Annotated in this window: 21 protein-coding genes and 1 other RNA gene; 3 read left to right on the plus strand and 19 right to left on the minus strand. The window is 45.9% G+C overall.

All coding sequences use genetic code 11. The features are described from left to right. Positions 1–34: 34 nt before the first annotated feature. From QZZ55_RS07825 to QZZ55_RS07890, 14 genes are all read right to left on the minus strand, one after another. The gene (locus tag QZZ55_RS07825; protein WP_293266765.1) at positions 35–463 is read right to left on the minus strand and encodes a hypothetical protein; all 429 of its coding nucleotides are present in this window, start codon (positions 461–463) and stop codon (positions 35–37) included. Positions 464–533: 70 nt separating this feature from the next. Further along, positions 534–824 carry an HU family DNA-binding protein gene (locus QZZ55_RS07830; RefSeq protein WP_293266766.1) on the minus strand — a complete coding sequence of 97 codons (291 nt, stop codon included), beginning with the start codon at positions 822–824 and terminating at the stop codon, positions 534–536. 18 nt (positions 825–842) lie between these two features. Then, an RNA gene (locus tag QZZ55_RS07835) (hammerhead ribozyme type II) lies at positions 843–917 on the minus strand. Beyond that, positions 916–1,086, minus strand: a complete 171-nt coding sequence (locus QZZ55_RS07840; protein WP_293266767.1) for a hypothetical protein — start codon at positions 1,084–1,086, stop codon at positions 916–918. Before QZZ55_RS07840 ends, QZZ55_RS07835 begins: the two co-directional genes overlap by 2 nt. Then, positions 1,070–1,312, minus strand: a complete 243-nt coding sequence (locus tag QZZ55_RS07845; protein WP_293266768.1) for an HU family DNA-binding protein — start codon at positions 1,310–1,312, stop codon at positions 1,070–1,072. The genes QZZ55_RS07840 and QZZ55_RS07845 overlap by 17 nt, the downstream gene beginning before the upstream one ends. Before the next feature lie 8 nt (positions 1,313–1,320). After that, a complete protein-coding gene (locus tag QZZ55_RS07850; RefSeq protein ID WP_293266769.1) occupies positions 1,321–1,941 on the minus strand; it encodes a DUF3164 family protein in 621 nt (206 codons plus the stop codon). Further along, a complete protein-coding gene (locus QZZ55_RS07855) occupies positions 1,938–2,228 on the minus strand; it encodes a hypothetical protein (protein ID WP_293266770.1) in 291 nt (96 codons plus the stop codon). The genes QZZ55_RS07850 and QZZ55_RS07855 overlap by 4 nt, the downstream gene beginning before the upstream one ends. After that, entirely contained in the window at positions 2,225–2,488 is a 264-nt protein-coding gene (locus tag QZZ55_RS07860; RefSeq protein WP_293266771.1) for a hypothetical protein, read from the minus strand. The genes QZZ55_RS07855 and QZZ55_RS07860 overlap by 4 nt, the downstream gene beginning before the upstream one ends. Beyond that, positions 2,485–2,838 (minus strand): helix-turn-helix transcriptional regulator, encoded by a 354-nt coding sequence (locus QZZ55_RS07865; RefSeq protein ID WP_293266772.1) that lies wholly within the window; start codon positions 2,836–2,838, stop codon positions 2,485–2,487. Before QZZ55_RS07865 ends, QZZ55_RS07860 begins: the two co-directional genes overlap by 4 nt. Further along, a complete protein-coding gene (locus tag QZZ55_RS07870; protein WP_293266773.1) occupies positions 2,835–3,533 on the minus strand; it encodes a hypothetical protein in 699 nt (232 codons plus the stop codon). The genes QZZ55_RS07865 and QZZ55_RS07870 overlap by 4 nt, the downstream gene beginning before the upstream one ends. Continuing rightward, positions 3,493–4,227, minus strand: coding sequence for an ATP-binding protein (locus tag QZZ55_RS07875; protein ID WP_293266774.1), 735 nt, complete (start codon positions 4,225–4,227; stop codon positions 3,493–3,495). Before QZZ55_RS07875 ends, QZZ55_RS07870 begins: the two co-directional genes overlap by 41 nt. Positions 4,228–4,297: 70 nt before the next feature. Continuing rightward, positions 4,298–6,328, minus strand: coding sequence for a Mu transposase C-terminal domain-containing protein (locus QZZ55_RS07880; RefSeq protein ID WP_293266775.1), 2,031 nt, complete (start codon positions 6,326–6,328; stop codon positions 4,298–4,300). After that, the gene (locus tag QZZ55_RS07885; protein ID WP_293266776.1) at positions 6,328–6,804 is read right to left on the minus strand and encodes a hypothetical protein; all 477 of its coding nucleotides are present in this window, start codon (positions 6,802–6,804) and stop codon (positions 6,328–6,330) included. The genes QZZ55_RS07880 and QZZ55_RS07885 overlap by 1 nt, the downstream gene beginning before the upstream one ends. 114 nt (positions 6,805–6,918) lie before the next feature. Continuing rightward, the gene (locus QZZ55_RS07890; RefSeq protein ID WP_293266777.1) at positions 6,919–7,206 is read right to left on the minus strand and encodes a helix-turn-helix domain-containing protein; all 288 of its coding nucleotides are present in this window, start codon (positions 7,204–7,206) and stop codon (positions 6,919–6,921) included. Positions 7,207–7,364: 158 nt separating this feature from the next. Between QZZ55_RS07890 and QZZ55_RS07895 the strand changes: the two genes are divergently transcribed. Further along, entirely contained in the window at positions 7,365–8,090 is a 726-nt protein-coding gene (locus tag QZZ55_RS07895; RefSeq protein ID WP_293266778.1) for a S24 family peptidase, read from the plus strand. Between the two features lie 259 nt (positions 8,091–8,349). Here QZZ55_RS07895 and QZZ55_RS07900 read toward each other — a convergent pair whose 3' ends face one another. After that, positions 8,350–11,541: a bifunctional diguanylate cyclase/phosphodiesterase gene (locus QZZ55_RS07900; RefSeq protein ID WP_293266779.1), complete on the minus strand. Its 3,192-nt coding sequence runs from the start codon at positions 11,539–11,541 to the stop codon at positions 8,350–8,352. A gap of 289 nt (positions 11,542–11,830) precedes the next feature. On the opposite strand from QZZ55_RS07900, the gene QZZ55_RS07905 reads away from it, so the two are divergent. Further along, positions 11,831–13,639: a diguanylate cyclase gene (locus tag QZZ55_RS07905; RefSeq protein WP_293266780.1), complete on the plus strand. Its 1,809-nt coding sequence runs from the start codon at positions 11,831–11,833 to the stop codon at positions 13,637–13,639. Between the two features lie 179 nt (positions 13,640–13,818). Here QZZ55_RS07905 and QZZ55_RS07910 read toward each other — a convergent pair whose 3' ends face one another. Both QZZ55_RS07910 and QZZ55_RS07915 read right to left on the minus strand, forming a co-directional pair. Continuing rightward, positions 13,819–14,070 (minus strand): hypothetical protein, encoded by a 252-nt coding sequence (locus QZZ55_RS07910; protein WP_293266781.1) that lies wholly within the window; start codon positions 14,068–14,070, stop codon positions 13,819–13,821. Continuing rightward, positions 14,054–14,686 carry a hypothetical protein gene (locus tag QZZ55_RS07915; RefSeq protein WP_293266782.1) on the minus strand — a complete coding sequence of 211 codons (633 nt, stop codon included), beginning with the start codon at positions 14,684–14,686 and terminating at the stop codon, positions 14,054–14,056. The genes QZZ55_RS07910 and QZZ55_RS07915 overlap by 17 nt, the downstream gene beginning before the upstream one ends. Before the next feature lie 395 nt (positions 14,687–15,081). On the opposite strand from QZZ55_RS07915, the gene QZZ55_RS07920 reads away from it, so the two are divergent. Continuing rightward, a complete protein-coding gene (locus tag QZZ55_RS07920; RefSeq protein ID WP_293266783.1) occupies positions 15,082–16,755 on the plus strand; it encodes a diguanylate cyclase in 1,674 nt (557 codons plus the stop codon). A gap of 128 nt (positions 16,756–16,883) precedes the next feature. On the opposite strand, the gene QZZ55_RS07925 is transcribed toward QZZ55_RS07920, so the two are convergent. Continuing rightward, positions 16,884–17,375 carry a heme-binding protein gene (locus QZZ55_RS07925; RefSeq protein WP_293266784.1) on the minus strand — a complete coding sequence of 164 codons (492 nt, stop codon included), beginning with the start codon at positions 17,373–17,375 and terminating at the stop codon, positions 16,884–16,886. Positions 17,376–17,455: 80 nt separating this feature from the next. Continuing rightward, entirely contained in the window at positions 17,456–17,575 is a 120-nt protein-coding gene (locus QZZ55_RS19995; RefSeq protein ID WP_366512301.1) for a hypothetical protein, read from the minus strand. Positions 17,576–17,631 lie beyond the last annotated feature (56 nt).

Genomic DNA, 17,631 nt, shown 5'->3' on the forward strand with positions numbered 1-17,631 from the left:
AGGACATGCTCGGTGGGACAATAAGCCCGCGCCTTTAAGGCGCGGCAATTTCCTCCGATTGAATCAGCGTTAACCCCTCTAGCTTTTTATACTGACGTACCAGCGACTTGGCTGTTGTGAAGTCGGGGCTGTAGTAGACGATGGTTTTATCCAGTTCTAGATAAACCTCTTTAGTAAGCCGTTTCCCTAGATCCTTGATGATTTTTGCTTTCTTTTGCGGTGAATAAATAGCTTTTTTACGAGTGCGCCATACGTCTTTAATAACGGGAAGAAAGCCTTCTTTGTCAGGCATGTACCACGCACCTTTAATGTAACCATCCACGTACACAACTAGGTCATACTTACCCTCACCAACTCTTTCCCTGGAAGCAATTATTTCATGCTCTCCATATTGAAACTTTACGGATGCAAACATACCTGTTAAGTCGTTTTCAATGTCGTCCCACTGCTCTTTAGTTATCATTTTTTGATTCCTATTTTCTTTACACGGCAGTGGCCGCGCTGGGCGGCCACTGGCAATCGCTTTCATGTGGTTAGTTAAGTGCGTCTTTCAGTGCCTTAGCCGGTGTGAACTTGGCTGTTGTGGCTGCTGAAATTTTCAAAGGCTCACCGGTTTGAGGGTTGCGACCCGTACGCGCTGCACGGTGGCCAGTGCTGAACTTGCCTAAGCCTATTAGTACGACTTCATCACCTGTTTGTAGCGCGGCTGCTGTTACTGATGTAAGGCTGTCCAATAGAGCTTCAACATCCGCTTTATTGACGGCACGATCGTGTTCTATTTTCATTTTCTGAGCTACCGCTTCGATCAGTTCAGACTTTTTCATGTGTGTTTCCTTTGGTTTTATTGGCTGCTCATCAGTACCCAGCTGCCACGCTGGGTAGACGCCCGTTGCTTTAAAAACCTGGGCGTTTCGCTTATTGATCGGGTCGTGTTTGGATGTATCCCAAGGCCCACATAAGGGCGTCATAAACGCCGTCTTCGTAGGTGCCATCTTCGTGGTCGGTTGTTTCACCAACGCGGTGCTGTTCTGTCCAGGCGATGACTTCAGCCACATCAGCTTCAGATTGTTTAATTTGAGGGGCCATTGAGATACTCCTTAACCGCTTCATCCTGGCGAAACACAATCCCGTTAACGCCGCCTTTCTGGATTTTTTCAAAGTTTCCGCATTCCAAGTGCAACTCATCACCACGCTTGCACGCTTCAACAATCATATGCTGCATAGCATTGACTGCAGCCGTCGCTTGCCCTTTAGTTAACATCCCTTTACCTGCGACATAGTTGATAACGGACTGTTCGGTATAGATAGTCATGAAGCCTCCTAGAGCTTTGCTAGATCCAATGAAACAGGCTTGAACTGGTCGGTTTCACCGCACCGCTCGTACAATCGTATGTACGACTTACTGCCCGTCACTTGAATGGAATCCGCGATGGCTTCCATGGCTTTGAGCCAGTCTTTATCATCGATTTTGATACGCCGAAGGCCAAGGATACGAGCGGTACTGAGGTTGCCCTGTTTATCGACTTGGAAGGCTTGCTCGACTAACGCTTTGATCTCGGTGCCTGAGTTTTCTGTCCAACGGTGGATGCATTGATCTATCAAGGCTTTGGCCGCTAATAAGCGCTCATCAAAGGTGATGTGTTCAGCAATGGAGCGCTGCACTTTGTATTTACCATCAAAGCTGGTCAGGCTAACGTTGCCTTTCTTACCGCCTACCTTTACGCCGTACTGTTCCAGCGATAACTCCACCATGGCAGCGACATCACCAAAGGCATCAAGCTTGAACTTGAGCATATCTTGCTGCAGCTCTTTGGCCTTGGTGACAAGCGCTAACACGAGTTCATGGCGTTCGAGGTCAATCGCTTCCACGTTTTCAATAGGGACTAAACGGCCCAAGTTGTCTTTTAAGTAACCCGTTGGAATGTTGAGTTGCTGGTTCATATCGCTTGTCTCCGAATAGTGTCGCTGTGGGTGTGGAACAAAGGGCTAAGGTGCAAACTCCTTAGCGGTAAAATAGTGCGGCTATTGTTTTTTACTGCGCTGATTAACATGGCGCGTGCGGTGTGGCCGTTATCAAAGCGCTCTAAGTTTTCATTGATAAAGTCCTCTTCAAACTGGCCTGCGTCTTCTAAATATCGCGTGCGGGTTTTCATGTCTTGGGCCAGAAATACCACAATGCCTTTTTTAATATCGGTGCGTTGTAAGTCGATCACGTAATAAGCACTCATTGGTAGTTCTCCTCCATCCAGCGAACTTCGCAGCCATTTAGCAGTGCTGCCATTTCACATTCACGGCCGCCGCCTTTTCCAGGGCGGATAACTTTCCAGCAGACCTGCATTTTTTTACGCGGCTTTTTCTGCAGGTCGATTCGTGGAACACGGCCTTCAATGCTGATGTTGGTAACGGTCATACCTGCATCAACCAGGCTTGTAACGGCTTCTTGAGTCTCTTGTAGTTTGCTGAGGATGTGAGCGTTTTGTGCGTTCATGCTGTTTCTCCACACTTCTGATTGTTAGGGCAGGTTTGGCAGGCGCGGTAAAGCGCTACACGTTGTGGGTTGCTGGGTGTGAATTTTGCGTTGCGGTGTTTTTGGCACTGTGCAGCGGTGATCTCACCCATCACGGGGCATTGAATAACACCGAGAACATCCATCACGCGGGTTTTCATTTTCCCTACCGAGGGGCTGGTGTATTTGTTGTTCAACAGCAAGCTAACGCTGGTACGTGAAACGCCTAAGCGATGCGCGACTTGAGTGCGGTCGCTCTCTGAGACGGCATTGGCCAGCAGCTGGATGAACTCAGGAGGTTGGGCTCCCCATGCGCTAATATCAGTTTTCATGACATCTCCTCTGGGTCTTCTGCCCACATCACTTTGTTGAGGTTGGGGTCGTAAACGGTTTTCACACGTTGAATTTGTGGTGGCCGTGGGCCGGTGTTCATCTGCGGGCTTAAGCGAAACCGCTCCATCCTGTGTGGCGTACTTCGCATCGTGGTGATGAGATAACCCGCCTTACGTAGTAATGAGATATACGTTTTGGCATAGCTTGGGGCGACATCAATACCGGAAGCCGCTGCATGTGAAACCAACCTAGCCACATCCATTTCGCCCAGCATACGTAACGTGCGCCACATACATTCAGCCCCCTGCCCTTGCTTAACCGGTTCGCCTTTTCGGGTGAGACGCGGTGCTTCGATACCCGTATCTTTTAGCAACCGATAAACACGGCGCTCATATCGTGAGCCACTGACATGCTCTACAAATCCGCCAGCAGTGAGGCATTGCAGATACGTGCGTAATGCATCGTCATCAACATTGGCAGCACGGGCGATGGGATACGTCTCAAACGTGGTAGCGCTGGTTTTGCGCAGCTCTTCCCAGATCCGTTGGCGGGCATTTTTCCCACCGATCAGCTCTAGCTGGGCAGGTTTACGATGGCCTTTGCGCTGCAGCTCCACTGTGTGTGCCTGTTCTGCTTGCATCATCATCCTCATCTCAAATACAGCGCTTAGGCGCTTCGCCTGTGTAAAGTTCACGCTTGCCCCATGTGGCTTTATCGACACTCGACCAGCCGGTGGCATTGGCTTCTTCCTGAATCATTTCCATATTGACGGCGACACGGCGAACGCTGCCTGCTGACAATTCCACTATGTGGTGAAGCAGGTCGTCGGCTATATCAATATGTGGGGCATATAAGGGCGTTAGCTTTTTGGCATCGTCTAACGTGACCGGTTGTGCGGGCACCCAGGCGAGTATTCGTCCATGAAAACGCTCGTACTTTTTCAGCTTGTTCGGCAGTTGCTCTTCTCCGATCAGCAGAATAGCGGCTTGACTTGCTTCATAAAGGTCACGAATTAACTCAACAGCGTTCTTGTCCACTAAGTGATCCATCTCATCGATAATCAGCGGCCTGCCAGACTTAGCCAGCTCTTCGGCGGCTTGATCCAGCATGTCGGGGATCGTTGGCAAGGGACGAATACCCATCTCTTGAAGAATCGCTTTAAGTGTGGCCTTTTTGGTCCAAACGCTTTTGGCTTGCACGTAGTAGGCACGGCGGCGGTTGGCGACGTGGGTTGCAGATACTGACTTCCCAAAACCGGACGGGCCATACATGCAAACCATGCCAGGCAGGTTACTGGTACGTGAAATAGCGCGCTCTAGCGCCACATCACAAAGGCTCAAATTAACAATGTCAGCGATTCCGTTGACCATGGGTTCTTGTGTGTTCATACTTTTAGTGCTCCTTTTACTAGCGTTTGAGTGAGCATCGGGGCGGCGTTGCTGCGCTTAGCCCCGACCCTCAGAATTCTGCGAATCTTTGTGTTAGCGATTTATATTCTTTCGAGCGTGGGTAGGTTGTTACCCAGTGCTGATGCTCATCAGGTACTACGGCACCACCCTCATAAGCTTGGTAAGTTTCTAGGCGCTCATCCGGCGTCATCTGCTCTGGCATCCGTAGACCATTCACTTCTATTTCGATAACCTCGGGCTGTTGCTTAGCTTTGATACGCGTTTGTATATCGTGGACGTTGCCTATGCCTGGTATAAACGTGGGTGTGTTTTGATCAAGGGCATAGCTGCCGCGACGTTCGGCTTCTATCTCGTCGATCTTCACTTCAACGCGTTTTAGGCGTGCATCCGCGCGTTTTTCACGGGCCTGCATGATGTAACTCATCGGCATGTAGTGAGCGGTATTGGCGTTCCACTCGGCTTTACAGATCAAGCGGCCTTGTTCTTGGTCATATACCCAGATGTACTGTGCATCACGAAAATCAAAGGCCACTTGCACGCTGTCTCCATGAAACTCTTCTAGCTCACGGCTGAAGTAACGGTTATTGAGTAGACGGATCTCACCGCGCAGTACTTTGCGGGTAACGCGTGGGCGAAACACATCAGCGGCTTGGTCTTGGGTTAATAGGTGCGCTTCCCAGCCTTTGCTTTGATGCATGGCCCAGTTCTCGTTGGGTGACATATGGCGGCGTTTACCGGCTGAGTCGGTCATCTTGGGCAGTGATGCATGCGGTTTGGTGTTGTAGAAGTCCATGCGGTCTTCACAAAAGTCGATAAAGTTCTCCCAGCCTAAGAGGTGGGTTTTGCCATTCTCTTTAATCGCTTTACGACTGAGCTTGTGTTGCAGCTGGGCGGCTTCGCGGTCCATATCTTTACCGATGTATCCGGCAATAGATTTGGCACCGTCGATCCAAAGGGTTTGATGGACACGCTCGATAACGCCACGTGCTTGTGAGTTGTAAGGCAGTGAGTGGCGAATATCGGTGCCTAAGCGGGCCAGTACGCCAATCGCCTCGTCTTTTAATAAGGCGTTGCAGTAACCGGAACCGTTATCGACATACAGCATGGCGGGCACTGCGTGGGTGCAGCTGTCGATCAGCGCATCCAATACAGCAATGCCGCTCTCGGCTAGATCAACGGAGTAACCAACGGCTTTACGAGAAGCGATATCAATAAAGGTGGTGATCTCAGGGCGAAACGGGCGGCCGTGGCGCGGGTGAGAGACTTCTGCATCAAAGGTGTGACCATCGGCGGTGTAGATATCTGCCGGTACTAGCTGCTCAAAAGTACGACGCACAAAGGGCATGAGGTTCTTAATCTCACGCGCACCCATGCGGCCATGTTCGCGGCTGACGTTACCGACCTTTTTAAGCAAGCGGCGCACGGCGTGGATGCTGGGTGTGCTACCTGTCCATTGCTTTTCAAATTGGCGATATGCATGTTCAACCGTTGGTTTTTCGGGCTGTTGATAACAAGTCATAAAGGTAGCGGCCCATTCTGGTATCACTACATCACGCCTGCCTTTAGGTGCGAGGCTTTTGGTATTTGGCGACAACCAGCGCTTAAGAGTACGAACACTCGGATAAGAACTATCCCCTCGGCCTCGGCTGTCTTTGGCCATACGCAAGGCTTTGTCTAACACGGGGCTTTCATTTTCTAACGCGCCCATCATCGCTTGTGACAATAAAGTCGTCATAGCGGCTTCTTTGCTAATCCCCTGGGCGTTCATGCTCTCGATAGTGCGAACAATCGTAGTGCGTGCGTCGGTGGCTTCGCGCTGGCGCTGGGTCATTGGGCCATCTGTACCAGTAGCGATTTCTTTACATGTAGCAACCCCTGGCAGCAGCGCAGTAATCGCCTGTACTTCTAAGGCTTTGCGAGCATCAGCGGGTAGGTTGCTGATGTGGTATTCAAAGCCTTTACCGAAGGCACGCTTTTGGGATTCCCAACCAAGATTATCCGCCATGCTTCTTACGCGGCGCTCGGTTGACGGCAGCCCTGGCAGCCCTGCAAGCTCTTTAGCTGTTAGCCACTGCTTCATTATTCATCTCCTAGCAGCAGTTCAGGCTGCCGGTGCTTTTCAATATTCCCCCGCTGAAAGGCGAGGTCTTCCATCAATTGACTAAGGCCTGCAATCGCCTCATCGGGGCTTTCATGCGTGTCGTAGAAGTCCATTACCATCCCCAATACTTCATGGGCATAACGGCTCAACTCGTTTACGTCACGGTGTTTAACCTTCCGCCCTTGCGGCATCCTTACCATTAGGTATCCAGCGCTTTGGCCGTTAAATCGCGTTACAAAATCAATCCCGCATGCATGCTCAAAAGGCTTGACGCGTATCGAAGGCATCCGCCCTGACTCCATCCACTTATAAAGCGTGAAATGACTAGCCTCACCCATAAGCTCTGCGATCTGTTCAACACTACGGTTAAGCTCTGTCTTGGCATAGTTAACGCACAACTCCATTGCATGCCTGAGGCTATGTGCTTGCTTGCGGTTCCAGACTGCACGTGTCATTTGGGTGCCTCCCCGTGAGCGTTGACATAATCAAAAACCGGTTGTGCCTCTATGCGACGATGCATTGCCAAGCTAGGCTGGTTACATAAACCAATAAGGGGAAATGACATGACCTTAAGCAACCCGGACATGCGGACGCTCAGCAGGTGAGGTACACTTAGGAACTGAAGACTGATAACGCGAAGGCCAGATCTCTTCGGGGCGACGGCCAAGAAACTCGGCAATGATTTTTTGAGCCGTTGGGGCGTTAGTACGATAGAACACGTGGTACAACTGACGAGTGTTGGTATAACCATTTTCTAGCGCTAATTTTGGGAAGCTGCTACCGCGTGCTTTAACTGCGGCAAGCACCTCAATTTGTGTCCAGTCTTCAACTGGTGAGTGAATCAATGATTTGCTCATTTTTTTGCCCTTTTATGTATTACTTGTAACGGTTAGTTGTGTGGCTAACTTGTAATACAGATTAGATCACATTTATACGCAAATCAATACAAATGTACGCGTCCGATTTTATTTATTCATATTCGTACGCGCTTAATTATAAAAGGCTTTGTATTTCAATGGCTTATGATGACGAAAATCTGACACCAGAGAAACGGACACAGCGTCCTATTCCCAACGATAGAATCGGACGCTTCTCTGAGCGCCTTGAATCTCTTGTTGATGAATGCGGAAGCGTACGTTCGTACGCGATAAAAGCAGGCCTATCTGAAGGCGTTATTCGTAAGTATCTTAAAGGTGGAGCACTTCCTACACTGGATCGCTTAGATCAACTGGCCTATGCCGCGAATGTTAATATTGCTTGGCTAGCAAGAGGCGAAGATCCTAAAATTAGTGAGGCTGCTAGTAGTCATCAAACCACTCCTTCAGAAGAATATGCATATGTAACGCTTTACGATGCGGAATGTAGTGCAGGTAGCGGCTCTTGGAATGATGAGTGCCGGCCTCTTACACAGTTAGCGTTCACTAAATACAGCCTACGCAAAAAGGGGCTGGATGCTAAAACACTATCGGCTATAAGGGTTACAGGGGACTCAATGGAAGGAGATCTGTCAGACGGCGACGCCGTGATGATCGATCACGCTAAAACTGAAGTGAAAGGTGAAGGTATCTATGTGATCCGCTTGGATGGCCACCTATATGCCAAGCGACTGCAGCGCACGTTAGATGGTGTTGAAATCATTAGCACCAATAAAGCATATAAAACGACACATGTTCCAAAAGAAAGATTAAATGAACTAGATGTGATCGGCCAGGTAGTATGGGCTGCTAGCTGGACTATATAAGTGACAAACAACGCGCTACTTCTATGAATATTGCAGATGCAGCGCGCTAAATTCTAACGAGTCTAAATTTTCCTGCTACTCCTCTATATTCGCCTACAGCCCAGTAACCGCGCCCACTTATTTCCGTTTACTCTTAATTGTTCCCGTATTTAAGTAGTGCCAAATCAATCACTAAGTCACACAAATGTGGGGCTTTGTTGTATCTGAAACATACCTAGCAAAGTAATAGTTAATTTAGATAATCCGCACATTAATACATCTAGATACTCTTCAGCTGAAAACCAAGCAGCAAGGAAACTTCTTCAGCGGTTACCGGCTTGCTAAATAGATAACCCTGGCCTATATCGCACTTCAATTTTCGAAGTAACTCTAACTGTTTCTGCGACTCGATCCCTTCAGCAATGATTTTGTACCCTAAGTTATGCCCCATTTCTATCATCGAGCCGACTAAAGTTAATGTTTTTGGATCAAAAGAGATGCCATCAATAAAGCTTTTATCGATCTTTAGAATGTCGACATTCATATGCTGCAAAGATGAAAATGATGAGTAACCAGTTCCGAAATCATCTATGGCCACCGAGATGCCAAGGTCTTTCAGACGCTGAAATGCTGAAAGGTTTTGTATATTGGTTTGTACTGTACTTTCTGTTACTTCTAACTCTAACTTATCGGAAGCAATATCTGTCGCTTCTAACGTCTGCGTTATAAAAGAAACAAGGCCTTCATCTAAAAAATGATCCGGTGAAATATTGACTGCCGTACGGATATCGATAAAGCCTTCACTGCCCCAAGAGACCATTTGATCGCAAACTGTTTGTAAAATCCATTCGGTTAAGGGTTTGATTAAACCGATCTGTTCGGCAATTTTAATAAAATCGACGGGCGGCACTTGTCCTAATTGCGGATGGTGCCAGCGTGACAATGCTTCAACACCGATAATTTTACCCGAGGTAATATCTACCTGGGGCTGATAGACAAGCGTTATCTGCTGCTGCTCAACCGCTTCTCTTAGGTGCTGCTCAGCCTGAAATCGATACTCCGCTTTTTCAGTAAATTCTGATTCATAGAAGGAGTAACGATTTTTACCTAGATTCTTAGCTTCATATAGAGCGGTATCTGCCGCTTTTATTAACGTATTAAGGCTATTACCATCTGTTGGATAGTGCGCGATTCCAATACTACAAGCAGGCACAAGCTTCCTACCTGCTAGTGTAACCGGCTGTGATATGAAGCTTAAACAACGTTCAGCTATCTTTACTGAATGATAATTCTCATTTACATCGTGAATGATAATGCAAAACTCATCACCACCAAGACGCGCTATAAAGTCAGCTTCACGGCAAGCTTCCTTAATTCGTTCAGCGACCTCTTTGAGCAAGAGATCTCCGGTATCATGGCCCAGACTGTCATTCACATTTTTAAAATCATCTAGATCCAAATAGAGCAAACTAAATTGATTATGGTTGCGCTCAGACAGCTTGAGGAGTTCTTCAAGGGTTAAATAGAAATAACCTCGGCTCGATAACCCAGTCAGCGTATCTCTGTAGGCCAACTCTCGTATCTGCCGGTGGTTATGCTCTCTTTCCATAATAATACCCGCGAGCCTTGCCGCAGATGTAAGGGCACCAGACTCCTCATCATTAGGTATTGCGGGATGGTCGTAGTACATGCCGAAAGCACCTAGAACCGTGCCTGAAGAGTTTATTATAGGTTCAGACCAGCAGCAACGCATGCCATGAGGCAACGCAATATCTTTAAGATTAATCCATTTAGGGTCTGTACTAATGTTTTCAACAACTACGCGCTTACCGGTATAAGTCGATGCGCCGCAAGAGCCGACCTGAGGACCATTTTTTAGACCATTCACTGCCTCACAATAAGCCTTGGGCAGACTGGGAGCACCACCATGAAGAAGAGTCCTTCCTTCAAGTTCAAGCATTGAGCAGCGCAACCCGGGATATCGATTTTCATAGAGAAGCGCTATCTCATCATAAATCTCAGATGCCGCATTTCCTTTGGCAATCATTTCAAGGATATGAGTCGTGCGTTTATCAAAAATTTCTGACCTTTTTATATCCGATATATCAACATGAGTTCCGGTTAAACGGACGGCTTGCCCAGTAGATTTAGAAATAACCTTAAATGCGCGAGATCGTATAAATATATAGTGACCACTCTTATGCTGCATGCGCATTTCAACTTCAAACTGATCCTCTTCGTCTGATAAGTAATCCTTTACTTTTTTCAATACGTTATCTTTATCATCCGGGTGAACCATCGTAGCCCATGTAGCAAGGACAGGCTCTAACTCATCCGACTCATACCCGAGCATGCCTTTCCAACGAGGCGAGTAATAAACCCGGTCTGTTAGAACATCCCAGTCCCATAAACCATCGTTGGCACTGCGCATAGCCAGCGTAAAACGTTCTTCGTTTCTATACAGCTCATCTGTGCGTTGTTTTACCGTCTTTTCCAACTGCACATTGATAGAAGAGAGGTCCTGTGTTGCTTCACTAAGATGAAGCTCATATCTTTTTTGTTCATCAATATCTCGTATAACACCGACGACTCTTACTGGTTTACCATCGTCGTCTCGTTCCACCACTTCACCACGGTCAAGTACCCAAAAAATCTCACCATTTGCACGACGCATACGATACTCGTGTTCATAAATAAACTCACCCGTCGCATCTTTCAACATATTTTCAAGCGCTTCTGATACTGCGTGGCGATCACTTTCATGCAACAGCGCAATAAAATCCTTTATCGGGTGCTGCAAACACTTATCATCAAGCCCCATAATTTGGCAGCCACGCTTATTATGGGTTACCGTATTATTTAGGAGATTCCAATCCCAGAGACCTTCCCCGGCAATATCCATTGCATAAGCGTATCGATTTTCTCGCTCTTCCAGCTTTTGATAGGCTAATTTTAGTTCGGTAATATCATTGGCAATAATCAAGACTCCAGGCTCACCTGAAGGCCCAAAGAAGGGCTTTTTGACTGAAAGGTAATGTTTAATATCACCCGTTTCATGATCAGTTGATGATTCTTCGACCCTCTGAACCTCTCCGGACCCGATAACGTCGCGCAAATTCTCGAGGTAGAAATCAACTTGTTCCTGATTGGGATTAAAATATCCGTCATCATGGCCGACAAGCTCTTCTAGTGTAGTGCCATACAGGTTGGCAAGCGCTCTATTACCCAGTATGAATCGTCCATCCCAATCCTTTATAGAAACAATATTAGGCGACTCGTCAATAACAAATTTCGACAAGCTTACTTCTTGACAAAAACTCTTCCATTGCAGTAAAGCCAGCTCTTCTGTACCCGCCGCAGACCCCATCGCCAAACAATTATCACAGCAAACTTGATAGGCGTTATTATCCGTGATTTTGACCTGAGATTTTGAGGTTTGACAGAATGGGCATGCTAAACTGCTATGAGCCATAGAACCTACATTCCTCAATTTATCATGGATATCTTGTTTGAATTACGTTATCAATCATGCCCATGAACAGTTAGTTTTATAAACCTTAGTCTAGCCGTATAGCCCGCAGTTATGGCGTTTTACGATATGCTGCTATACTTATTAACATAATGATTTAATGCTGACAAATACTAGATTCTAGTTTAATTAAGCCTAGATCAACAATCATGAATCAGCCAGTTTTAGCCTGATGATTTGGGATTTTAAAGCACATATATTGCTAAACGTTAGATTACGCGACTGGTGCCCCATGAAAGTCAGTAAATTAGGGCTTGTTATACTCATTTTGGTTATGCAATGTAGCAATATCCTCGCATCGCCCCAAGCGTCATCCTCGACCGAGTTTATTGAAGGCACTATTGACCTTACACCCTACTCAGAAATTTTGGTGGACTCAGATCATAAGCAATCGATTTACTCAATTCAGCAAGATGCCACCGCTCACTTATTCAAACCGACCCAAGAAATCGGAAATAATTTTGGCTTTAGCAACTCAACCTATTGGGTTAAATTCACGATCAAGCAGTCCACTAGACAAAAAGATCCTGTACTGCTTCAGTTCGCCAACTCCTTAATCGATAAAATAACGCTATACCTGCCTGACGGAAGCGGAGGGTTTTCTATCAAGCAAACTGGCGATCACGTTGCATTCTCTCAGCGAGATATAGCGTACCGTAACTTTCTATTTAAACTGCCGATGCATCAGGGAGAAGAGCGCACTTATTATTTACAACTTCAAACGGAAGGATCGATGCAAATTACTCTCTCTCTATGGACCTATAAAGCATTTATAGAATACGTAGAGACCGAGAACCTAATATTAGGCTTTTACTACGGCATCATGTTTCTGTTGATGGTCTCCGCTTTTGCTTTCTACCTCAAAATAAAAGACCGTCTCTTTCTCCACTACTCTCTCTATTTGCTGTCGTACATTATTTTCCAACTGTGCTTAAACGGGCTTAGTTATCACTATTTTTGGCCTGGTCACCCCATCCTGACAAGCCAGTTAACCGCTGTTTCAGTGGGGCTTGTTACCATTGGAGGTATTGCCTTTTCGGGGAGCTTTCTACGAATATGGAATACTAAAAAATCAACATTCTTCTACGTCTTCATGCTTGTCATTGTCCTCACATGTATCGGAATAGCGAGCAGCCTCCTTGGAGGTTATTCGTTTGGTGTTAGGTTACTCGCTTTAACCGGTATATCTTTGCCTCCTATAGTTCTCATCGCTGGAATTAGTTCAGTCATACAAGGGTACCGACCAGCCAAATATTTTTTAGCGGCATGGGTTATATTTCTGTGTGGAATATTCCTCGCCGGCTTGCTGTTCTTAGGCTTTGTTCCACATTCATTTATCACTGTTTACGCAATACAATTAGGCTCAACTATAGAAGTTTCCCTGCTAGGCTATGCTTTGATGGACAGGATTAGCCTCCTGAAGGCTGAAAAACAGATGGCTACTCAACTCGCCACGGCATACCTACAACGCTCAAACAAAGAGCTGGAAAACTTGGTCCTAAAGAGAACCCAGGAGCTAGAAGAGAAAAATAAAAAGCTTAATCATCTGACTCTTATCGACAGCATGACCAGCTTATTAACTCATAATGCGTCAATTGAGTTGTTGAAGAAACAGTTGAGCTTTGCACAACGATATAAAGAAAAACTATCAGTAATCATGCTCGACATTGATAAGTTCAAATCAATCAATGATGTCTACGGACACCCAGCCGGAGACCAAGTCATCATTGGTATTGCTGAAATCCTCAAGCCTAGTTTTCGCGAAGCCGACTATTGCGGTCGATATGGTGGAGAGGAGTTCATTATAATACTTCCTAAGACATCAAGCTCAGCCGCTATAGAGTTGGCAGAACGTATTCGCTCACAAGTACTCGACCTTAGCGTTCAAGAAATTAAAAATACTCGCATAACAGCTAGTTTTGGTGTGTCTTCCTTCAACATTGCCAAGCCCGATGAAGACCTTATTATCACAGCAGACAAAGCACTCTATGATGCGAAAAAAAGTGGACGCAATAACGTAAAATTTCTTTCTAGCCTATAGCAGTGCATCGTCCACATCACACGATTCAGCCTTTTTGAGCTCCGGTGCTAAGTTGAATAATTCATCCGTTATCCAAGGCGCCTGCACCTGTAATCTGGGAATAATATCATTGGCGAGGATCGACTGAATCAACGCTGCTATTTTACCTGGAATAGCGCCCAGCTCTCCCTTACGAGCAATCAGCTGAATAGTTCTAGAGTGACGACTCTTTTAACACCGGCCAGCGTCTCCTCAGATACCAAAACATCGATCTTTCGATTGAAGAAAGTCTCAACCATTCCTGAGGTCAGCCCGCTGCGCAGAGAAAGCCGTTTCGTTTGATGACCAAGCGCACCAATAAATTTGCTGCCAAACACCACTGCACATGAGGTAGTGAACCCCCATAGACATTGCACCAAATCCTTATCTGCCGCTTCACGCACCGTTGGCATTGGTCATTGCAGCATCAGCAAATCGGAGAAAGTCGATCCCCGTCAGCGTATCTATACCATCCGACCCAACGAGATCCGAAACTGTGAGCACACCATCCTGTTCGGTAAAGCTGTAGTTTGCACGAGCGCCCGAATACACTGCCGTATCACTTCCATCGCCACCTTCTATTGTGTCGTCACCACCTCCTCCGATTAAAACATCGTTGCCCGAGTAACCCACAAGCGAGTCTGAGTTATCGCCACCCGATATATCATCATCACCGGACAGTAGAGCAGACCACTCAGATTCAAAGAATAAAACGGTTAAATCAATGCTTGTGTCAGAATAAGAGACACGGTCATATCCTTCCCCAGCACCTAAAGATTCAAGGTATCGAAAATCAAATACTTCACCTGACGCTCCATCGAGCTTACTTAAATCAGCAAAAGAAAAAGATCCACTCAAGGTATAGTAAGTTTTAGAAATGTTGTTTGAGATCGATATCCATCCCGATTCCATTGCAACATCATATGAGGATAAAAAGGAGAGTCGATTGCTCAGCAGAGTACCGAATATCATGCTGTCTACATTATTGAGCCCGAATGTTGCAGAAATGGACTCAGTTATTATTTTCACAGTGCAATCTCGATAAAAATAATGTTACAGCCCCTGTCAAATCTAAAGAAATGTTTGTACATAACGTCACTCTGAGTTTAGGGGATTAATATTATTAGTATAGATGCAACCGCTGCACTGATAAAAATACCCAACTCAGTAATTAGTTTTGAATCCTTTTAGACAAAGAGTGATCTCTGCTTAAAGCCACATATGAAGATTTTATCAGCGTGTTTCATAATTTCATTCATCAGAGATTGCATAAACTGTGGCGCAGTCTACTCTTAGATTATTGCGTAAAGGTTTGAAGGCTACTGCCTATCTCTTTATTAGCAATACAAGGTAGGTTCTATGGCATCGTGTATTAGTAGCATCGGGTTTAAGGTCTTTAAAAGAACCATGCTCAAAGATAAAGCATGAATATCACAACGGGCGAAGGCCAAAGTGCAAACAATGCAACGGTCTTACAGCATCTTAAACACTTTATAATAGCCTTCCTTCTTATAAGCGTAGCCGCTGGTCTGAGGATATGGCCGTTACAAACATTTGAATCGGAAGCAGTCTGGTTGACATTCTACCCTGCGATAATTGTTGCTGCGCTCTATGCTGGATTGAACGCCGCGCTGTTCGCAACAGTGCTTGCTTGCCTCACTATCACATATTTATGGCCGCTTTTTGTTTCTCACCCTTTTATCGACAATCGCTTTGATCTTCTGGATATGGCCATTTTTGCTACCATCTGCGGTTTTATCTCATACCTTATCGAAACACTGAACTGCACTCACAAAAGACTCCTCCAAGCTGAAGCCGCCTTAAAGACCAGTACAAACAGTGAGCAATTCGCCCAATCAATCATTAATAGTATGCCAAGTATGATCGGTTATTGGGATACTGATTTGCGTTGCCGCTATGCTAACAATGCTTATCGTGAGTGGTTCGGAAAGCCACCCGAAGAGATTATCGGCATGACGTTTAAGGACTTGGCAGGCGAGAAACTCTTTGCGATGAATAAACCTCATATTCGCAATGCCCTCGAGGGCAAGCCACAACGCTTTGAGCGAACCCTAAACAAAGCCAACGGGAACGTCGGGTATATCATCGGGCACTACATCCCGGATTTTGGTTCCGACGGCACTGTACAAGGGTTTTCAATTCTGGCCAGCGAGGTCACGGTTCTCAAGGAAACGGAGGCGAAACTCAAACTCGCTGCTTGTGTCTTTGAAAACACCCTTGATGGTGTCCTGATCACAGATGCCAATGGCATTATCTTGTCAGTTAATCCTGCTTTCATCGAGATAACCGGTTATACGGCTGATGAGGCCATCGGACAAACCCCTCGCATTTTGCAATCTAACCGGCACGACCAAGCATTTTATGCATCCATGTGGGAGGCAATTAAAACGAAGGGGCGATGGAATGGCGAGATATGGAACCGTCGTAAAGACGGAGACCTTTATCTTGAACGTATGACCATCAGTATGGTGCGCGATGTTGATGGCGAGCCTGTTCGTTATGTATCAGTGTTCAGCGACATTACGGCGCTTTGGCGTAAAGACGAACATATAAAGCATTTGGCTTTTCACGACGCCTTAACCGACTTACCAAATCGTACCTTAGTGACTGATCGAATTAATCAAAAACTTCTTCATTACAACCGTGATCACTGCAGTCTGGCACTGATGTTTCTTGATCTTGACGGGTTTAAGCTTGTCAACGACCAATTTGGCCACAACGTCGGCGATGACCTTTTAAAAGAAGTAGCAAAAAGACTCCTAGTGCTGGTCCGAAAATCAGATACTGTTGCCCGCGTAGGCGGTGACGAGTTCATGTTCATATTCGACAACCCAAAAGGAAAGGACGAAATTGAGCACGTCGCTAATCGTATAATCAACTCGATTAATGAACCGATAGAGATTCTCGGTGAAGTCCTCCAAGTAGGCGCCTCCGTTGGTATTGCTATGTTCCCTGCTGATGGAAATACATCCAGCGATTTAATCAAGAATGCAGACACGGCAATGTATGTCGCCAAACGCTCAGGAAAGAACAATATTAGTTTTTTCTCGCACAAAAATGATTCCACAACAATGTGAATATCAGTAGATAAAAAAGCAGATCAAACCCTTTCTTTCCACAATATTGAATAATCGTAACTTCATATAGCCACAAGGCTTACATTAGATATAAAAGAGAGAAGCAAAATAGCTTCTCTTTTAGTGCTCTATTTAAACTCACTCGCCAACGCATCAGCTGCACACTTCTCTTCTAATTCTGGAGAAGGAGCACCAGATATGCCTATACCGCCAATAACGGCGCTTTTATTAATGATAGGCAAACCGCCTGTTAATAATAAAATATCGTCACCCATTTTTGCCAATTGAGAAAATTTTGGCATATCAACAAAAGCGGCAAATGTTGATGTTGGCATTTTAAGTGTGGCCGCTGTATAGGCTTTACGAAAGCTGGTTTTAGCAGAATGCGGACCGGCATTTTCGCCACGTTGAAAATACATTAGCGTACCCTGTTGATCAACAATGCTTACGGAAGGCGTAGCTCCTTGCTCAACACAGTTTTTATAGGCGGCTTTCGCTATCTTTTGCGCCAATTCGATTGGCAGCACTTCAACAGTGGGTAAGTCTTTAGCAAATGTCAGGCCCGACAATAATACACAGCCTAGAAACAACACGGCTTTCTTAGTAGTTACTTGCTTCATAAATCTTTGCTCCGTATACAGATTAAAAACCTCATACTAAGCAACTAGCAAGGCAAGCTCTGTAATCAGGATTGCATTTACTAAGAAAAGTTAGCTGATAATAATGCAGGAGCTATTATTTTTATCTTTTTGTACCCTAGCTGGATCGCACCTATTTGTTTTAGCTCATTCAAGTGAACACCTACGGCCTCTCGAGTCACACCCAAAAGAGAGGCTAGATCTGTCTGAGATATGCTCAGTTCTTGTGAGGATTGCC

This window comes from Neptunomonas sp. (assembly GCF_016744175.1).
Lineage (GTDB): Bacteria > Pseudomonadota > Gammaproteobacteria > Pseudomonadales > Balneatricaceae > Neptunomonas.

Coding starts and splice junctions, on each gene's coding strand:
- QZZ55_RS07845 (WP_293266768.1), bottom strand. CDS start 1,312: ATGACTATCTATACCGAACAGTCCGTTATCAACTATGTCGCAGGTAAA.
- QZZ55_RS07890 (WP_293266777.1), bottom strand. CDS start 7,206: ATGAGCAAATCATTGATTCACTCACCAGTTGAAGACTGGACACAAATT.
- QZZ55_RS07900 (WP_293266779.1), bottom strand. CDS start 11,541: ATGGCTCATAGCAGTTTAGCATGCCCATTCTGTCAAACCTCAAAATCT.
- QZZ55_RS07860 (WP_293266771.1), bottom strand. CDS start 2,488: ATGAACGCACAAAACGCTCACATCCTCAGCAAACTACAAGAGACTCAA.
- QZZ55_RS07850 (WP_293266769.1), bottom strand. CDS start 1,941: ATGAACCAGCAACTCAACATTCCAACGGGTTACTTAAAAGACAACTTG.
- QZZ55_RS07875 (WP_293266774.1), bottom strand. CDS start 4,227: ATGAACACACAAGAACCCATGGTCAACGGAATCGCTGACATTGTTAAT.
- QZZ55_RS07825 (WP_293266765.1), bottom strand. CDS start 463: ATGATAACTAAAGAGCAGTGGGACGACATTGAAAACGACTTAACAGGT.
- QZZ55_RS07830 (WP_293266766.1), bottom strand. CDS start 824: ATGAAAAAGTCTGAACTGATCGAAGCGGTAGCTCAGAAAATGAAAATA.
- QZZ55_RS07920 (WP_293266783.1), top strand. CDS start 15,082: ATGAATATCACAACGGGCGAAGGCCAAAGTGCAAACAATGCAACGGTC.
- QZZ55_RS07925 (WP_293266784.1), bottom strand. CDS start 17,375: ATGAAGCAAGTAACTACTAAGAAAGCCGTGTTGTTTCTAGGCTGTGTA.
- QZZ55_RS07885 (WP_293266776.1), bottom strand. CDS start 6,804: ATGACACGTGCAGTCTGGAACCGCAAGCAAGCACATAGCCTCAGGCAT.
- QZZ55_RS07840 (WP_293266767.1), bottom strand. CDS start 1,086: ATGGCCCCTCAAATTAAACAATCTGAAGCTGATGTGGCTGAAGTCATC.
- QZZ55_RS07905 (WP_293266780.1), top strand. CDS start 11,831: ATGAAAGTCAGTAAATTAGGGCTTGTTATACTCATTTTGGTTATGCAA.
- QZZ55_RS07880 (WP_293266775.1), bottom strand. CDS start 6,328: ATGAAGCAGTGGCTAACAGCTAAAGAGCTTGCAGGGCTGCCAGGGCTG.
- QZZ55_RS07865 (WP_293266772.1), bottom strand. CDS start 2,838: ATGAAAACTGATATTAGCGCATGGGGAGCCCAACCTCCTGAGTTCATC.
- QZZ55_RS07910 (WP_293266781.1), bottom strand. CDS start 14,070: ATGCCAACGGTGCGTGAAGCGGCAGATAAGGATTTGGTGCAATGTCTA.
- QZZ55_RS07855 (WP_293266770.1), bottom strand. CDS start 2,228: ATGAGTGCTTATTACGTGATCGACTTACAACGCACCGATATTAAAAAA.
- QZZ55_RS07895 (WP_293266778.1), top strand. CDS start 7,365: ATGGCTTATGATGACGAAAATCTGACACCAGAGAAACGGACACAGCGT.